The following is an 18,349-nucleotide window of genomic DNA, read 5'->3' as shown; positions in this document are numbered from 1 at the left end:
AAAACTTTACTTCAGTTGCAATCTTTAGAAATTAACTTCACACGATCAGGAAAGAGCAAGCAAATGAAACCACTAGTCGAATACTGTCATGGAGCCGTCAAAGCATTAAATGCCCAATACGAAATGACTAATGTATTACATCACCCTGCCACTGCGGGGTCAGCGCGGGAACGACTGATTCAAGACTTTCTAATCGCACACCTTCCCGAAATGACTAGCGTCGTAAGCGGAATGATTGTCGATTCAAGTGGGCGGCGCTCAAAACAGCAAGACATTGTGCTGATGTTGAAATCCATGCCACGGTTGTCGTTTGCTAGCGGCCATGATCTGATTTTTCAAGAGGGAACGGTAGCAACTTGCGAGATCAAAACTGAAATCACTCCATCTGTTCTTGACGATATCGCTCTCAACATTGAGAGCGTGAAAGCGCTGGCGCCGAGCACATTGGATGGCGCTCAACTGGGCGACCTGGATTGGCCTTATGCAAGGATATTGAGTATCGTTCTAACATATAAAGGCGCAGCTTTGGATAGTATCGAGAGAAAGCTTATTGAGTTGCCAGATGCGGGCCAACCAGATGTTTACCTAGATATCACAAAGGGAATTCTCATTAAGAACAATGGATTACTATTTAGCCAAGATGGCTCCAATTCGTTCCTTATGTTTGACAACCCCGCCATAGGTCTTGCTCGCTTGCTTGCTCTGTTGTCGAAGGTGACAGGACGTTTAGTCATGCGCGGTGTGAAATGGGACGCGTATATTTCATGATGAAATCGCCTTCCAACAAAGAAACGCTGACCATGCGTGACTATAACTTAGTGGAAACCTGAGCCAGTTGGCTAACTTCTGTCCAACGTAGCCCTGAGAAAATCACTCCTGTTTCAATCGGCCTATGCCATGTTAGTTAGAACGTAATCTCTCAAACAAGGTGCGTTCGGCTGGCATTAAACCTTGCTCGGGTAGCTTTGCTGGTCGCTTTTCGCATACCCATCGTATTAGAATCTGCTTAAAAAGCCCTCCTCAATCCCCCTAAAAAAAGACAATAGAAGCCATAAAGCCCCGGCTGGTGACGGTAGCTGTCAACGAAGTTGTCACCCTTAATGCGTTTTCAGGCTGCTTTTTCTGATGCGTTTTGTGGCTTATCCGGATTCAACATCACCACGCCTTCTCGCTGCCATTGACGACATTGCCTTGACCATCGACCCGGTCTGGCTTTCCTCGCCGCTTCATACACCGCTTTCCTGTTTGCCAGCAGACTTATATCTTGCCCCTGGTGGCGCTGTTCCGGTGTGACATAACCGATGCCACTATGTCGATGCGCTTCGTTATACCAGCGGCTAAAGCGTTCAACCCATCGTCTGGCTTCATCAAGTCCCGTGAAGCCCGCTGACGGCCAGCCCGGCACATATTTTAACGTTCTGAACAATGACTCCACGAACGGATTGTCGTTACTGACCCGAGGCCGACTGTGCGAACCCGTGATATTCAGCTCTTCCAGTTTTGCCTTTAACGTTTGGGACTTCATCGGCCCACCGTTGTCGGCATGCAGCACCAGCGGTTGCCGGTAGCATCGTTCTCGCAGCACGGCACGGTGCAGCAACGCGGCAGCGTGCTCACCGCTCTCCTCTTCATGAACCTCATAACCAACGATTTTCCGGCTAAAAATATCTTCTATCAGGTACAGATAAAAATAACGGCCTCGTACCCGTGACGCGCACCACGTCACATCCCAGGTCCAGACCTGACGGGGCGCAGTGGCATGGTAGCTGGTCGGCTTACTGAGGGTTACCGGCGCCCGGCTACGACCGCGATGATGAACCTGACCATGGCGCCGGAGTATCCGGTAAAACGTTGATTCGCTTGCCAGATAGATGCCATTGTCCGCCAGACGCGGTACGATCTGCGCAGGGGGCAGGCTGGCGTATTCCGGCTGGTTACACACGGCCAGTACCTGCTGTTCCTCCGCCAGCGTCAGTTTATTGCCCGGGGTCGGACGTACTGCGATGGGACGCCGATCTTCGGCCTGCCTGTGCCATCTCTTCCAGGTTCTCAGGCTGATATTCACTTCCCGGCAGGCCGGAACCAGACGGGCCCCCTGGTTCATCGCCTCCCGTATCCACTGGATAAATTGCACGCGTTCAAGGACGGGCGTCAGTCGTCCTCGTCTTCCATCCCGTAGTAACGGTTGAGCTTTTTTCGCAGTACCAGCAAGGCGGCAGCCTCCGCCAGCGCTTTTTCTTTTCGCGCCAGTTCACGTTTAAGTTGTTTGTTTTCTTTAGCCTGTTGCTTTAACTGCGCTTTATCCGCAGGGCTATCGTTATTCTGTTCGATAAAAGCCTGCTTCCACTGTGCTATTTGCTGTGGGTAGAGTCCTTTGCGACGACAGTATTCCCCTAATTCCGCCTCACTGAGCGTGGCGGTTTCAACAATGACGGCAAAACGGGCTTCGCTCGACCATTGCTCAGTAGTTTTATTGGCTCCGGGCACCGGTTTCCCCTCCAGTCTGGCCTGATTACGCCAATTATACAGGGTTGCGTCAGAAATCCCCTCCTGCTGAGCCAGCAAGGAGACGGTCATGTTGTAAGGCGGCAATAATTTTGCCAATACCGCGGCTTTACGTTCCGGTGAATAACGTTTCATATCAGGCTCCATTGTCCCCATTTAGATTTTCAACAGGGGGTGACAACTATCCTGACAGAGGGGGGTGATACCAATCATCGGGGAGCTTTAGCGACTTCATCATGTACGCTGAAAAACCATCTTATTAGGACGCTCGTGTATCCATAAGGAACCGTGAGCCAACCGGAGATAGAGCCTGTATATCGTTTACAGGGACGAGAATCACCATAAACCTGTTTGGGCATCGGGGCTGAATGCGTGGCTTCTAAGCGTTTATCGGGCAATTTTGAGACTATGGGAGTCATCAGGCTTCGAGTTGAGCTTGTACCTGTTCGAGCTGTACAACTTCAGGACGTTACAGTTAACAATCCCAATTGCCATATCAACCATAACGGCAGTTATGAGTGATGCTTTACCGATTCTTATAGAATGAATAAAAGGCAGGTTTTTAATCCCAACCAATTGATTTATAAGAATTTATATTGTGATGGTGCGATAATAGGAACAACACCTATTCACTATTTGATTGATTAATAATGTAAATTACCTGTTTCATCTTTGGTGATACCCCCCAAAATACCCCCAATGAATTTTGTGTCCTGTTTAGGCGGGTGTTTTTTAGCCAATTTAATGCTTCATCCTGAATGCTTCGGCTATCATCCCGATCTTATGCATATAGTTATTGTTTCGCGCCATTTTATGCGCTTCGGGTTTCAGGATGATAATCAGCAGATAAGCATCGGGATCCATCGCACCTTGGCAGTATACCAAATGCGCCTGATCGCTGGTTCGTTTGAACTGACGTAAAAACTTAGGGAAAGGGGCATCCGCATCGGCAAGATGAATGTGAGCTACCTGCTCTTCTTTTACCAAGGGATAGGTGCGGTCATCATCATAGGGTGCATCACGACCAAAGGTATCTGGCAACACGCCGTCTTTTTTGTAGGACAGAAAATCCGCCGCCAAATCATCAAGCTCTTGCTGGCTCAATTGCTGGCGAATCAGTGCTGACTTGAAAATCCTAATGCTCATTCCGTGAACTCGGTCAGATCCTTGTCAGAGGCGTTTTGCAGCAGTTTCTGCCCACTATCCGCAATATCACTTAAACGCTCAGCCGTTGGCCTGAAACGCGCAGCGGTATGAATCCTGCCCTGCTTCTCTTCTAACAGATCGATCAGCTCTTCAAACACCTTGGCACTGACCATGTAACCAGCAGGACGATTATTAGACAGAACAGCAACAGGCTCATCAATGAAGTATTTTGCCGGATTTTTTCTTAACTCAGTGATGTTGATAGATTTTTCTGCGAGGATGCGTTCCATATGTCACCTGAAAATGCATTTTATTACATACATTATAAAGCATATTATAATACACATAAAAATTTCAGATTACAAAACACACAATCGCTAGTTAACCGAAAGCAGTCCGCGAGTTATGCGATGAATGTCTTGCTGATCCCTACCCTACTCACAAACACAACAGTGAAACCATAGCAAAAGTTCGCAGCACACATACTTCATACGCCAACCACCTCCAACTTCTTAGAAACCACAAGGGTAGAGTTTCTGAGAAGCATTTTCTTATTATGAACTGCTATTGTATTTATTTTAATCAGATAATCATAAAGCAGTAAAGCGAAAATAAGAGCAACTGCATGTTACTGAAATATTCATCCCGCTAGTCCACATTAACAAGGATAGTCTCAATTTATTTACAACTCAGGTGCTGACCTTCCGAAATAAAGCTCCCAATACTCACTCCATTTTTCATTCAAAGAAAATAAAGGATTTCTACCATTTTCATGAAAATTCAACCAAGGGAGGTCTAGTATACTGTCCTTTCTTAACTCCCTAGACATATTATTTGTTGCTATTTTTGGTCTATTTATGTTCAAGACTATATGCTCATTGATTATTTTAGTTAACTCCGAGGCATAGCTTTGATTAAATCCTTTGGCTTTCCTTAAAACTAATGCAACAAATATAATTGGTATATATATTGTCCCTGTTATTTTCAGAGTGCCAATGTTATGTGGTATCGAATTTAATAATTTTTTATCAATAGATTTTTCGACATATTTCCTTGTTTTACTTTGATTAACAGGCAATTGTAACTGGTCTGTGGAAACAATTAACCCAAGTCTTAATTGCTCATTATCACTCTCCAGATTTAAAATTGAATTTTTAACAGATCTATAATCCGACTTCGGTACTTCTATATATTGAAGTTCATCGTTTTCATTAGATTCTATAATTAACCCCAATGGGGCATTTTTGGATGACATTAACTCTACATAACAACCATAATCAAGAGTATAAAGAGTATACTTTTTCCCAATAGAGTTTTGCGCAGAAACGCCTTGCTTTAGTACATGAATAACTCGCATATCATATAGATAGTCGATTAATTGATAATTTTTTTCATTACTAATTAGAAAACCACGGGACTTTCTGTGTCCTATAACTTCATTGATGATTCGATCAAGTAATGAAACAGCTTCAGGTCTACTATTGAGTGCTGCATGTTTGTTAACTTGAAACCACTTTTGAGCAGATTTCCGAATGTGTAAAATTGATATTTTATTTGATAATGCTGTTTGAGCCGCAAGTGATATTATATTTATAGCATCACGAGGAACGCCTTCAGCTGCGCGAACATATTCATCAAAAGCCGAAATCTGAGTAAAAACATCATTTATGAATAAAGTTGCTTCTTGATCACACACTGAATTCTTATCTATTGCACAAGCATGTCGGTGAAGTAATGTCCTAAAGAAATCTTTAGCTGCATCACGATCATTGTCAAATACCATGTATTCATCAAGATTTATTACAGATGAGGCGTCTGAACCTAGCTCTATTCCTATACTAACACCAGTTTCAATATTGCACTCCATAAAATTACATCTATGCGCAATCGCGGCTATTTTCACGGTAATTCCCGGAATCGGATATAAAATGCGACGTAAAAGTTCAGCAAGATAGGGTTGTAGATCTAAAGGGATCTCTGACCATTCATCTATTAATATCCAAAGTTCTTTTTTCGGTAATTTTGACACTATATTGTTAAGTAAATTTGTGATTGTGCCAAAATGTATTCTTAGTACTTTTCTTCCAGTAATTTTACTTTTTTCGGCATTCGATAATATGGTATTTCCTGAAAAATCCAAACTGGCAGAGATGCCTTTGTTAGAAAAAGTAGATTTTATGGAAGAGTTTCTTGTAGATTGATTGGACAATCCCATCTCTTCTTCTGATGTACCTTCAATGCTCAATGCCGTTGCTTGTTCAATAAATTCATTCAATAGCTCAGTTAATTCTGCTGTATTCTCCACTTCATTTTCAAAGATATAATCAATAATAAACTCATGAATATTACATAATGTATCCGATAAAAGTCTTGTAGCCCTTTCGCTTAAGGCAATATTTTGATCGGAAAAAATACCGCCAGTTGAACCTATCAATCGCATATCAATAGATACACTAATAATGCCTCTTTTCAGTATATCATTGTTAAGTACTGCTAAAAAATGAGTTTTCCCAGTTCCTCTTCGACCAAACATTATTTGATTGTCTGTACTTGAAAGCAAAGTGTATGTAGGACCAACATCAACAAAAGATTTTATCAAATGATCTGGTTGTAATTTTTCAGCTCGCTTGGCGAGCCTCATAATAATTGAATTAATAGGTCTCATAATCATCCATTATTATTTAAAGTATCTATTACATCTCTGGGTTAGGACTGCCTCAAGCTCTGATGTTTATCCAGAGTACTACCTGCAGGTCGCTACAGCCAATACATATGGAGTAACGATGACATGATAACGTATTGAAACGCATTTGCCACCACTTCACCAAACCGCTCTCACAGATCCGGGGACTATAGGAATCTGAAAGGTTGGAGGCTTACTAACCGTGCATTTTCTTATATCACGTTTAGCAATTGACTAGCACCATTCTTAGCCTTAAATTGCAGCCGATCAGGTACGTATACAAGACTACCTGAACACCAGTCGCCCCTGAAAGGTACAGCAATACCAGACAGGGGCTAACCACAACGTTAGAAGGATAACGCTATGGCTGTCTGTCAGTTTACCTATTCACTTCCTGAAAATCTGCATCTGGCTACTGCTTTTTTGCCATATCCAGCAGCGGAGGCTTATCATGTTCGATAACACGCCGTTGGAACTTGAAGAAATCATCGATCAGTGCCGGGCATTAATTTACGCCGTTGTTGAGATTGAAAATCCCCAAGCCAAAGAGATCCTGTCTTTTGTGTTGTGGGAAAGGCTTGATGTTCTATATCGAACCTACCAAACAAAAGATGTGAGTTAATTTCTGAATAGCTTTTTATTATAAGCTGAAACGCAAAAAGGGCCGTTAAGCCCTTTTACTGCCTCATTGAGGCACTATCCATAGGATAGAATACTTAGCCCTACATTTGGGGCAACGATATCAGCCCATTGGGCTGTAAACAAACTCTCCATATATGGAGCAATCAGACACTTCATTGAAGTGAAGTGAATATCTTTGAAGATACATATTAAATAATATATTATTTTTTGTTTGTCAAATATATTTATCATTTTATTAAACTGGTTAATAACATTCTTATTTTTAACAATGTTACCAATAATCACCCACTTTAGTGATGGTTCTATTGCTATTAGAATTACAAGACAAATAAGAGGCGCTAAAAGATACTGAATACAACACGCCATCAGTAGCCAATTCATAACGCCTATAAGTTCCATCATTAAGATATCCTATCAGGAGAGTCCTTGTTTTTACATTTGGAATTATACATGAATAAGCGTTATTGTTTACTTCTGATTTTAAAGACAATAATTTATTATTCACCCAATAATTAATCAAAGTGCTTGAGGATTTTTCTATTGTTAATCCCACAGAAACATTAAAAGCGTTATAAATGGTAAAGTTCAGATACGAATAATCAGAGGTATACGCACACTTGTCGTAATAACTATTAGAAACTTTAGAACACTCAATCTCGTATGAATATATGGATGTATTTTTAGCCGTCTGCGCAACCATATTTGATATTTTTTCATGATAGTTCAAGTAAGGAGTCCCAGAATCTAAGAATGGTGTGAGATTAACGTAATTATTCCCCGGCAGAACTGTTAAATCTCCATCAGCCAATTTCATTACGATTGATATTTGATAGCCATCAAGTCCCCCATCACTCCAAAGAAAGTAGCTGTCTTTTGATAATGCTTCATCTATCTCCTTCTCAACGGCACCTGTAGTCGTATCATCCTCAACAGGCTCTACCGGAATACTTGGCTCTGGTGTTGTTTCTACTGGCGTCTCAGGTGTTGGCTCAACAGGAACCGGATTATTAACAACAACCACAGGATCGCTCTTCAACCATTCATCAGGGAAAGAGACGTTATCAACAATCGGGGTTTCAGGTGTAGATGGGATTTCCGGTACGATTTCCGGCTCTTCTGGTTGATTAATACTCTCATTCGTTTCTGGCTCTGGCGTTTGCGCTGCGGGTAGCGTATCAACCAGTATCTCTTGTTTGGTAAACGCACCGAGGTTTATCGGCAACGCATTCATATTTTTCAGGATCTGCATAGAGATCTTGTTTCTGTCCTGATTAGAGCCATCAGATCTTAAACCAATAAGATAGAAATCCGATGCCTTGAATATCGTTTCAATCTGTTGGGCGTTTTCCCTTATTGCTCTGTCTTTCTTTTCACTGCGATAATAGCTCAACACCGCATAGGCCACACCGGACACTATAGCCAGTGTTAATACCATTTCTAATATTGAGTATCCTTTTTTATTCTTCATAATGTTGCTCCTTTATTTAACCGACAACTGATGGTTCTCTCTGGTCTGCATAGTTTTTCTGTAGATTTCATAGCTACTGTTAACAATGTTTTCTTTGGCAGACGAACCGCTTACTGAATTCACAATATCGCCATTTTTGTTATATAACGCATACGTTTTTGGATAGATAAAATGATTCACTACAATGGTGTTATTTTTTCCTGATTGACATAACGCTGCGGCCTTATCAGCAACAACATAATTTCGGTTCCATGTTGTTCCTGATGCAGGCGGAGTCAATGGCACATATTGATTGTTTACCTGAGCCTCAAAATATTTTCCTGCTAACTCAGGGGCAAGCTTTGTACATGCATCATCAGAGACATGTGTCATTGTTAGCTTTAATACATTAGCGCCTGTATATTCGTTGTTATATTCAAGCGTATACAGACTACCCACAGGTGATTTAAATATCATATCTTCAGAAATAGCAATACTACTGTAAGATAAATATGTAAATAACAACAATCCTTCTTTATAGTTAAAACCTTTCATTTATTATCTCCAGAGTTATACGATAATAAACATATAACTCTATTAAAGATAAAAACAATACTTTTACACTACCAATTTAAATAATGACTAACAGGTGGCAGACTTAAAATAAAAAATTAATCAGGAAGTATGGCATAGCCAATAAATTCCGTAGAACAGTTCAAATGAGTTGGATTAGTGGATACCACTTTATTATTACAATTTGGAACAGTTCCCACATAAAGAGGTTGTAACTTATTTGTTTTTGAAAAGCCTTTCCAAGTCCCTGACTGACACGAAAGGATTGCCCCTGTTGAGTCTTTACTAATTGCTCCTGTAGCAGAACAAGCCGCCTCGGCAACCACCGTCGATGTTGGCTGTAAATACTGAGCGGCTACTGTGCCACCGGAGGTAATATTTCCTGATGACGTGATTGAACCGGTAGCCGAACCACTGGCTACGATTTTCAAATCCCCAAGATTTCTCTGCGAACCAGAGACAAGTAATCTTTCTTCTGCGGCTTCACCACCATTACGCCAAATAGTAAGCGGCTTGGCTGCATCCAGACGAAATTCATAGGCGTTAGTATTTCCACTACCAATAGAAAATTTATCTCCGGCAGTGTTATGTCCAATGAACTGACCGCCTGCAGTTATCGTTCCTGACGCGTTGATATTGTTGTTAACTGTCATTACTCCCGTATAGGTAGAAGCCCCGGCAACGGTTAATGTTGAGCCTAAAGATGCTGCACCTTTAAGACTGGATGCGCCTGCAACCGTTAACGTAGAGCCAACACTGGTCGCGCCTGTGGATTTTAATGTTGTGGCTGTCGCGGTTCCTGATGCCGTCATGTCTCCAATATTATTGATATCATTCCCATCCATATTGAGATCGCCTGTCATTGGCAATGTCCCATCACGACGCAGATAAACCGAATACATGGCGCTGTCATAACCAACACGGTAAGCTAATAGCCCCGCCGAATTGATCCCTGCATAGCTATTTTGGTTTTCTGTCCATTGACCACCCGATCCTGATGCAACGGTTGATGATTGTGTCATACCGCTGTCAATCCCTGCGGCCTGCATGGCACGGCCTAACAGGTCGTAACGAACTCTGCTTCCCTCAATCCACGGCAATGTTGTTGTGATTAGGCCATTAACAACATAGTTGGGTGAGGTGCCTGAACGCTTTAACAAAATCTTGTAAGAAGACTTCTGCGTGTTAACGCCTTTATTGCCAGCAGGTAATAAGCCTTCATTAATCAGCGTCTGGTAAGTGATTTCACAGCCTGCGGCTGAACAGATTCTTGGTCCCGGATCGCTGGTCTGACTGCTACTGGAAGACAAAGTTGATAGTTTGTCATAGCGGATGCTGATATAACGGTTTACCGCTTCCCCCATCTGTTTCATTTGCGATCCAACGGTATTTGCCATGATGCCTTCTTGATCGTTTTTCATATCCTGAAACTTCATGAAAGCCGTTGCCGCACCAATACCTAACACCAAAATAATTTCCAGTAAGGAAAACCCTTTTTTATGTTTATTCATTTTTCTCGTCCTTTTTTATTTCACCTATTAATCAATTAGCAAAAATAAAAAAGTGGTCAAGATATCTGTAAGGGATTAATTGATAAAAGGGCGAGCGCCCTTTTATTTATAATGATGTGAAGGTAATAGTATTGCTATTTCCACCAGACTGGCACGTTGACGCCACTGTCGCCATATTCATATCGCTGCTGGCTTTTCTAATATTTCCAGTTGTTAATGCTGTGCTGCCCGTTCCAATCGCTACGCTGTAAAAGTTAGCGCCAACACCGGACACTATTTTGGTGCATTCGGATGCGGGAACGCCAATATAGGTAATGGTAAATGCCGAGTTAGCCACGCCGGAAGGACTATCGGTTGATGTGCCTAACAAGACGTTGCCTTTAAAGGCATTCACTGGTTTGCTACTGACTAACATATTGTCAGGAAAAATTTTTGCCTGAACCGCTACTGTTTCATTTAGCCCTGAATAACTGGATGCTGCCGTGTAAAGCGCTTTTACCCCAGCCTGAATTGTCGCTATGTTATTACTTTCCGCTGTGGCTCTTTGCGAGGACTGAACCTTTGGATAAACAATAAACGCCGCAACCACTAACGCTGCGATAATCCCAAGAACTAAAAGTAGTTCAAGCAGGGAAAACCCTTTTTTACTTTTTCTTTTCTTCAACAAGATCATTTTTATCTCCTTTGTCATTTAAATGATAAAAAAGAGATAATCAATTAATCCTGATTGAACAAGAGCAAAAAACGGATACTTGGCTTTTTTACCGATGAACGGTTAACGACGAGGTATATGGAAAAGGCAAAAGATTTAATTTTTGCCTTTTATGGAGATTTAAAAACTAAAAAAATGTTTATTACATAAATATACATATCACTATTTGCCATGAAGTCAATTGAATATGATGATTTTATAAAACATTTTTAACTGATAATCTCTTTCTTACCATCAGGATATTCTCTGACAATTTTCCCTTTAGCAATATAGTGAATTGCCACACCAGCCTGAAAAGCCTCTTTAATCGCTTTTCTGGATGCTTTTCGTGCCAAACGCGTTAAAATAGCCGTGTCTTCAAGGGGATTGCGAGTTGATTTTTTCTTCTGCATTATTTCCTCCTTAGTTCTATTGATATATGATTCTCCATTGCCAATTGTCAAATTTTGACATACACCTAACCATGACTTATTTCTCCATCAGGATGACGCCCAATGAGTGAAGCCCTTAAAGTATTAAATAACATTCGTACCCTGCGTGCTCAGGCGCGTGAAATCGATCTGGAAACACTGGAAGAAATGCTCGAAAAGCTTACCGCCATTGTTGAAGATCGGCGTGAAGAAGAAGCTAGTGGTCAAAAAGAACGGGCTGAACGTCAGGCTAAAATCGAAGCTTTACGCGCCCAGCTACTGGAAGATGGTATCGATCCGGCTGAACTGCTTGGCTCTGTGTCCACAAGTAAATCAGCAAAAGCTAAACGTGAACCTCGTCCTGCCAAATATAAATACATTGATGAAAACGGCGATGAAAAAACGTGGACTGGTCAGGGGCGGACACCTAAAGCTATCGCTGCTGCGCTTGAAAGTGGTAAAACTTTGGAAGAGTTTGAGATCTAAATTTCATTCCCCAGTATCACTCTGATTATATGAAACTGGGGGAATTAAGTTAGTTTAGCAGACTAATACTCTTCAGAACTAAGATAGTTATCTTTTATGAAATACTGTTGATAATAAATAGGGATTTTATATTTTTCTCTGAGGATTTTTATATATTTAATCTCTTCTTCATTAGGTGGGTATATTCCTATTATAAACATTTTATCCACATTGATGGGGCTGTCTCTGAAATGAACATATTCGATAACCTGTCCCAGAGCTTCACGGATACAGGCCAAAGCGCTTGTACCTGTTTTTATCTCATAGAAATAAAAAGATGAATTACTTAGCCTTACAACAAGATCTATTCTTGAGTTATATCCTGTATTATTTTCAGTTCCAACACTTTCACTTCCATATTCAGAACATAATAAGCCATATAGCCCTTTCTGAATATTATTATGCAAATAATCAATTTCAATATATGATTTACTACCCTGCCTATTCCCGAATTCTTTCTTATCTTTATTACCTGATACAAACTCAAATGAGCTATTCTGGTTGCTAAAACTTGGTTTGCATATGAAATTAAGTAAATTATAATAATTAGAAGGTACTGCAGGGTCAGTATACGGAAAAGAATAAGGTGTCACAGTGATCAAATTTTCAGGCTTAAATTTAACAACAAAAAAATCATCTTTTTTTATTTTATCAAATTCAGAAGTATCCGCACCCACAGCTTCCAATTGAGCCTTCATTTCATCATACCATCCTTTCTCTTTATATATTTTCAGTATTCGTTTTGATTCATCAGCATCTACAGCCTCAACCTGAATAATCTCACCAAGCCAATATCGTGTTTTTTTATTTCCTTCTGATTTTATTGTATATAGTGATATATCATAAACACATTCTCTATCGCCATGATTGTAAACAGACTGTAAGTATGCATAATGATAGCCATCTATTATTTTACTTGTATCAAAAATCCATTCTTCATGACCGAACCCGTATTGATACTCATAGCTATCTTTATTTTTCGATTTCCCTTCACCTCCAGATGGTTTTTTCCAATTATTAGAGTTCCAACATATACGTGATAACTTTTTAATTGAACTGCCCATTAATCATTCCCCTTATCTATAACTTTATATTCAGTGGAAACTACATTAGCTGCATAATGAACAACACTTCTATTAGAGATAATCTCTTATATTATGTAAATATTCAAGAAAATTAAAACATTTTTTACATCATTAATTTTGACTTGCACAACAGTTCACCGACCTAAAACAAATTTTAGGCCAGTTCACCGTTCGGACGTGAAATAAGGAAATTTACTGTTTGGATTTATTTAAAACACTTTCGATATAGGCTTGTCCTTGTGCTCTGTATGCCTCAACATCACTCTCATGAAGATTGGATATGTTAAGTAAAACACCAAAGACTAACTCTTTATCTACATAACCAATATCACATCCTAAGACTTTGGCAACCTCTGCGCCGAAAATAATTTTCTGACGCGTGTTTTCTTTTTTTGTTTGTTGTTTCTTTTTAGCTTCCAAGAAGTATAGGCGTTCCTGTGCTGAAGCAATTTGTTGTTTGATTGTTTTTGTTGTCATTATTTTTCTCCTTTATATTTTTATGATTTTATTTATCATCAGCATCCCAATCCCAAAATGAATCTGAATTGTTGTTTTTAACTATCGGCTTTTTAGGTTTGTATGGAATGTTTGCGTATTCGTACCCGGAATTTATTCTTTTCTTTATGGACTTAATACGAAAACGGAAATAATCCTTTTCCTGTTTGAGTCTAACCTCCTCTCTCTTTTGGTTGATGATATCCGTTGCCTTAGCATATGCCTGTTCAATATTGGTGTAGATGCCATCCTCAATTAATCGTCTTGCTACCCAATCAATGGCCTCATCGTGATTTTTATGCATATCCTCTCCTTGTAATATTCAGTGCAATTCAATTAACACATTTTGAATAATTATCAACAGGATATAACATTATATTTTTATCTGATAATCCACATACTTAATAGCCCAATATTTATCCCCCAAGCCACAGCATTTATTGTCATTAAAATTAATGCTGTCTCATCCAACTCACCAAACCTCATGTTGTTCTCCTTTTATTTCACGTCTGTTATTCTCTACTTTATTTTTATTGAAATGGCAAATTATAAAAAAACATCCATCGAGTGTTATTTTAATTTTAATCACTTTTATTTTAGGGAGGATGTTCTACGTCAACAAGCGAACGTTATGAGCCTGTCAAAAAAATAACTCAAAAAATTATTATTCGAATAACAATTTTATTAGTATTCCTCTCCCGCAACCCCATCTCTTAAATAATATTTACCACCATAAAGAATACTTTTTATTGCAGCCTGTGTACTCATAGGAAGATCCCCCATATTTATCTCCTTCGCTAAGGCCCTAATTTTTTTTAAGTCCATAATACTGTCAAAACTATCTTCACTCACTTGAATATATGGACCATTTGTTGAATCTCTTCCGAGATACTTTATAAGGTCAGCGACCTTCACAATACCATTTTCACCATCTAACAAATTAGAGATAAGTATTTTTGTTTTTTCTTTATTAGTACGCTTAAGTTCATAAAACATATGAGAAATAAAATAATCATCAAAACTATTTTCATTAGACAGTATGTTAAATGCTATATCTTGAAAAATATTTTCAATTTCAATAAATTGAGTATCATCTAACCATTGCTCTTGAATATTTCTTTCTTCAAGATATTTTCTTGCATTAATCAGTATATCAGCACTAAATGGAGCACTTTCCTTTCTTTCTATTAGCTTTTTAATTAATTCATATTTTGAATTGTTTTTTGAAATTATTTCACTTGTAATCCAATAGATGTTCCTATGAATATCCTGCTTCAAGATACCATAGTTACACATGAAAGAACTCTTTAGCTTTTGAGAATTTATAAATATATCATAAATACTAACAAGCACATCAAAAGAATTATCAGCACATTTATCAGCATAATTCGTTAACATTTCAAAAAAACGTTCTTCGGCATTATTACTGAGTACTTGGTTAAGAAATTCTTTTCGATCAATGGAGCCTGAAATAAAATCATTTACTTCTAAGTCTGTAACGTAACCTATAGGAGTCGAGTAGTGAAGTGCTATATGAAGACGCTGCTGAGCTGAAACACGTCCTGCAGCATCAGCATTTGAAGTTTCAAAAGGATAAGAATAACCATCAGCTACTATCAATGGAAATATTTCATGAAGAAGATTTTTTATTAATTTACGTTCATTATCAATGAAATGCTCTAAATATCCATCACGTTCTTTACTTAGTTTTTCTATAACTTCGTGTGATTTATCCATCAATATATCATACCCTAAAATATTGCGTCCGATATAAGCCTCTGGACATTTTTTTATATGTTCATAAACTGGATTTGCTCTTGTAGCTATTAATGACAATGCAAATAAGTCAGAGAAACAAACCTGTCCCCCGACTTGGTCTAAAACAAATCTTAAATGATTAAATAAACGTTTTAAATCACGAGGGCTTTTTATGATTTTTTTAAAATACCTAGAATAAATCCAACTAAATCGGTCCTGATCACCATCAAATTTATTCGTAAGCTCTTCCCCGCCTAACTTCTCAAATTCATCTGTTGCAAGCTCACTCATCCCATGTTCTGATATTAATGGCAGAGGAACCCGCAACTGAATAATCTTATTAATATATTCATAAGAGTTCACTATGTCATTTCGACTAAGAACAGATGTAAGATAATTTGAATCAAAAGCTAATAGAAATGAAGTACCATCAAAATCAGCAACAGCTTTTATTAATCTAAGAATTTGAAATGTTTCAGATGGAGTAAGTCTATCAATATCATCGATTATAACAATGATTGGTGTTTTTATTTTTTTCAGAGCGTCGATTACTTTTTTCTTTCTACCAATTAAATCCAGTTCTTTTAGCTTAGATATATTTTTTTCCGTAATACTAAGTGTAGAGAGTGCTTTCTCTATCACTGAGGCCCACGGCTCTGCTCCGGGAATAAGTTTTGCTACACTAAAAAGACCTGAATATGTTATAAGTTCTTTTGAAGCAGTAAGCGCTTCTGCCGAGCTATCCCTAACATGGAGTTGTGATGAAAGCTGTAGTAAAAAATCCTGAATCAACGATTCGGGATTACCTGCTAACCATGGATTGTATTCCACAATAATAGGAAGAGTATCATTTTCTTGTAAAGCACCTTTAACCAAGTTAATTATTGATGTTTTTCCATACCCCCATTCACCTTCCAAAGAGACCGTTAAACAACTATCATCTAATTTTAAAAGCAGAATCTCTGCCAATTTGTTAGAGAAATCTAGTCTATTCAATAAATCAGGATCGTCAGCTCCACCTGTTATTGGTTTGTCATTATGATACTTACCCATTTTCGTTTCACCATTGTGATTTAATATTGATAATGTGTTAAGCTTAGGCTATGTCAACTTTATTTATTATTAATCACATTCTAAAAGACAGTGGATTAATAATAGACCATATATTTACAGGTATTATTCTTAACCTTCGCTGAGCATCTACTATTTTTTCACCCTTAGTTTTCTTATTAGAGTTCGATATCTCTGAGTTCAGTTCTTTGAAAATGACCATCACCTCTTCTCCTGCTCTCTTATGCTTTGACGCAAGAAAATCAGAGGATATTAGTATTAGTTCAGATAAAGACTCATAATTTGAGTATCCTTCTCCATCGATATAATCAATCCGCCTGACAATTCTGAGCGCCTCCCGCCGTAATGATGTGAAAAGCACATACTTAGACAGTATAAGTCCTGTGTAAGCCCCGCTGATAATGCCCGTTAAAACCCCAATAAAAATACCTTCGCCCATAACGGCACCTATTTTAACTTCCCAATATGATTATTTATTTCCGTAATACTTGCTTTCAGTACCTGTAAACAAATTTTGGCTGTATGTTCTCTCGGCGTGAATTGATGTGATAGTTGTTGATATGGATGTATATAGTTTCTAAAATCTCTGAGAGTATGACTGAATCGATATGTATCATACTCAATTAACCCTAACTCTCTGACCGTTTCAATAAATGAAGACAATGACCACTCATGAAATTTTTTTATTTTCCCACTATTATCTTTAGGCGATGATTTTGTTGTATTGAACGCTTTGGGATATTTCGATGCAACTCCCAGCAAAAAACCTTCCAATGTGCTTCCAGCAAGAAATATCACTGACAGATATGCGCCTGCGGGATAGCAATTCTCAATTTCTTTTATTCTATCTTTCAACACATCAGCAATATACGGATCAATCAAATCGGAAGTGAACTCAACATTATTGAATTCTCTTTTTAAAAAATCATCTTCAGGATCACTCTGTTGACTACCAACATCTACTACGATCTTATCTTTTTTCTCAAAAATAATCTCAGCATCTACCCTCTTAACAGTCCACTTATCAAATGCTATATATTTATTAAATTCAGTGATCAAAGCATCTAATCGAGGTATATCTCCAACAAAGTTAATTGGAGCGAACAATTTCTTGATACAACGATCTAACTGTGGACTACCATTTATCACGTTCAACTTTTCATCAGTATATATCCACCTTGAGGGAAATCCTTGTCCATATGAATCTTGAAAACCAAGATCATTAAAGAACTGAACAAGCTTTGGACCGGAACGATACTCCGTGTCCTCATTGATCAAAACCCTCAGCTTCTCAAGCGTTTTCTCAGATAGAATCATTTTGGCGTCCTTTCTACTTGAATAACATTAATAAATACCAGTTTACATAGAAAATCAACATCATTTGTAAAGCTTAACTGCTCGAAATGGTCTGTGGCGTTGAAAGAGCCGATAGCAATCACTAGCTATGGGGGCTTGTCCCGATGATGAGGGTTCGATCTCAATAAAAATTTTTATTGTTTTTCATCACGCTCAGGTATGACCAGTTTAATAAAATGCATGAAACTGAAAGGTGAAATCAAATTTAACAACACTATACGATAGTAATCACTAACTATTTTATCTAATACTCACCACGTTACTTAATTTTGATCATTAGTGTTTTTGTTTTTACCTATTGCATTTTATCCTGAAAATTTTCCATTAACCTGTGAATTGTGCAACAGGGAAAACTATCGGCTATAACAACTATTTTCTTATTTTAGGTCTTTCCCGCCTTACGGCGGGATAAATTAACACTTCTCTTGTC

General features: G+C 38.7%; 18 protein-coding genes. 3 read left to right on the top strand and 15 right to left on the bottom strand.

The genetic code is table 11. The annotated features are described in order from the left end of the window. Window positions 1-63: 63 nt before the first annotated feature. A complete protein-coding gene (locus ACN28R_RS01320) occupies window positions 64-768 on the top strand; it encodes a DUF6602 domain-containing protein (protein WP_095833364.1) in 705 nt (234 codons plus the stop codon). A 340-nt stretch (window positions 769-1,108) separates the two neighbouring features. On the opposite strand, the gene ACN28R_RS01315 is transcribed toward ACN28R_RS01320, so the two are convergent. The 4 genes from ACN28R_RS01315 to ACN28R_RS01300 form a co-directional block, all read right to left on the bottom strand. Next, window positions 1,109-2,640, bottom strand: a protein-coding gene (locus ACN28R_RS01315; RefSeq protein WP_375153882.1) for an IS3 family transposase whose coding sequence is annotated in 2 segments (ribosomal slippage) — window positions 1,109-2,190 and window positions 2,190-2,640 — 1,533 coding nt in all. Because the reading frame shifts where the segments join, the coding sequence is not laid out codon by codon here. 606 nt (window positions 2,641-3,246) lie between these two features. After that, window positions 3,247-3,651 carry a type II toxin-antitoxin system YafO family toxin gene (locus ACN28R_RS01310; RefSeq protein ID WP_095833362.1) on the bottom strand — a complete coding sequence of 135 codons (405 nt, stop codon included), beginning with the start codon at window positions 3,649-3,651 and terminating at the stop codon, window positions 3,247-3,249. Further along, window positions 3,648-3,941 carry a type I toxin-antitoxin system antitoxin YafN gene (gene yafN, locus ACN28R_RS01305; RefSeq protein ID WP_095833361.1) on the bottom strand — a complete coding sequence of 98 codons (294 nt, stop codon included), beginning with the start codon at window positions 3,939-3,941 and terminating at the stop codon, window positions 3,648-3,650. Before yafN ends, ACN28R_RS01310 begins: the two co-directional genes overlap by 4 nt. A gap of 392 nt (window positions 3,942-4,333) precedes the next feature. After that, the gene (locus ACN28R_RS01300; RefSeq protein ID WP_183096848.1) at window positions 4,334-6,316 is read right to left on the bottom strand and encodes an ORC-CDC6 family AAA ATPase; all 1,983 of its coding nucleotides are present in this window, start codon (window positions 6,314-6,316) and stop codon (window positions 4,334-4,336) included. 469 nt (window positions 6,317-6,785) lie between these two features. On the opposite strand from ACN28R_RS01300, the gene ACN28R_RS01295 reads away from it, so the two are divergent. Beyond that, complete coding sequence (locus ACN28R_RS01295) at window positions 6,786-6,956, top strand: hypothetical protein (RefSeq protein ID WP_183096849.1); 171 nt, start codon at window positions 6,786-6,788, stop codon at window positions 6,954-6,956. A 291-nt stretch (window positions 6,957-7,247) separates the two neighbouring features. On the opposite strand, the gene ACN28R_RS01290 is transcribed toward ACN28R_RS01295, so the two are convergent. The 5 genes from ACN28R_RS01290 to ACN28R_RS01270 all read right to left on the bottom strand — a co-directional run bounded on the left by ACN28R_RS01290 (window position 7,248) and on the right by ACN28R_RS01270 (window position 11,611). Continuing rightward, on the bottom strand, window positions 7,248-8,444 hold the full coding sequence (locus ACN28R_RS01290; RefSeq protein ID WP_095833360.1) for a hypothetical protein: 1,197 nt from the start codon (window positions 8,442-8,444) through the stop codon (window positions 7,248-7,250). 12 nt (window positions 8,445-8,456) lie between these two features. Continuing rightward, window positions 8,457-8,978, bottom strand: coding sequence for a hypothetical protein (locus tag ACN28R_RS01285; RefSeq protein ID WP_145957952.1), 522 nt, complete (start codon window positions 8,976-8,978; stop codon window positions 8,457-8,459). Window positions 8,979-9,094: 116 nt separating this feature from the next. Further along, entirely contained in the window at window positions 9,095-10,507 is a 1,413-nt protein-coding gene (pilV, locus tag ACN28R_RS01280) for a shufflon system plasmid conjugative transfer pilus tip adhesin PilV (RefSeq protein ID WP_095833359.1), read from the bottom strand. Window positions 10,508-10,613: 106 nt separating this feature from the next. Beyond that, window positions 10,614-11,180, bottom strand: a complete 567-nt coding sequence (locus tag ACN28R_RS01275; protein WP_095833358.1) for a type 4 pilus major pilin — start codon at window positions 11,178-11,180, stop codon at window positions 10,614-10,616. Between the two features lie 248 nt (window positions 11,181-11,428). Further along, a complete protein-coding gene (locus ACN28R_RS01270) occupies window positions 11,429-11,611 on the bottom strand; it encodes a hypothetical protein (protein ID WP_095833357.1) in 183 nt (60 codons plus the stop codon). A 102-nt stretch (window positions 11,612-11,713) separates the two neighbouring features. On the opposite strand from ACN28R_RS01270, the gene ACN28R_RS01265 reads away from it, so the two are divergent. After that, window positions 11,714-12,115 carry an H-NS family histone-like protein gene (locus ACN28R_RS01265; protein ID WP_095833356.1) on the top strand — a complete coding sequence of 134 codons (402 nt, stop codon included), beginning with the start codon at window positions 11,714-11,716 and terminating at the stop codon, window positions 12,113-12,115. A 62-nt stretch (window positions 12,116-12,177) separates the two neighbouring features. On the opposite strand, the gene ACN28R_RS01260 is transcribed toward ACN28R_RS01265, so the two are convergent. The 6 genes from ACN28R_RS01260 to ACN28R_RS01235 form a co-directional block, all read right to left on the bottom strand. After that, on the bottom strand, window positions 12,178-13,218 hold the full coding sequence (locus ACN28R_RS01260; protein WP_095833355.1) for a hypothetical protein: 1,041 nt from the start codon (window positions 13,216-13,218) through the stop codon (window positions 12,178-12,180). A 213-nt stretch (window positions 13,219-13,431) separates the two neighbouring features. Continuing rightward, window positions 13,432-13,716 (bottom strand): conjugal transfer protein TraD, encoded by a 285-nt coding sequence (locus tag ACN28R_RS01255; protein WP_095833354.1) that lies wholly within the window; start codon window positions 13,714-13,716, stop codon window positions 13,432-13,434. A gap of 28 nt (window positions 13,717-13,744) precedes the next feature. Then, complete coding sequence (locus ACN28R_RS01250; RefSeq protein ID WP_095833353.1) at window positions 13,745-14,038, bottom strand: hypothetical protein; 294 nt, start codon at window positions 14,036-14,038, stop codon at window positions 13,745-13,747. Between the two features lie 380 nt (window positions 14,039-14,418). Continuing rightward, a complete protein-coding gene (locus tag ACN28R_RS01245; RefSeq protein WP_095833352.1) occupies window positions 14,419-16,545 on the bottom strand; it encodes a KAP family P-loop NTPase fold protein in 2,127 nt (708 codons plus the stop codon). 73 nt (window positions 16,546-16,618) lie between these two features. Next, complete coding sequence (locus tag ACN28R_RS01240) at window positions 16,619-17,002, bottom strand: hypothetical protein (RefSeq protein WP_095833351.1); 384 nt, start codon at window positions 17,000-17,002, stop codon at window positions 16,619-16,621. Window positions 17,003-17,010: 8 nt separating this feature from the next. Further along, entirely contained in the window at window positions 17,011-17,880 is an 870-nt protein-coding gene (locus ACN28R_RS01235) for a hypothetical protein (RefSeq protein WP_095833350.1), read from the bottom strand. Window positions 17,881-18,349: the final 469 nt, after the last annotated feature.

Source organism: Brenneria goodwinii, assembly GCF_002291445.1.
In the GTDB taxonomy this organism is placed as follows: domain Bacteria; phylum Pseudomonadota; class Gammaproteobacteria; order Enterobacterales; family Enterobacteriaceae; genus Brenneria; species Brenneria goodwinii.
Note: the sequence above shows the minus strand (reverse complement) of the source record. Positions and strands in the feature narration are given on the sequence as shown.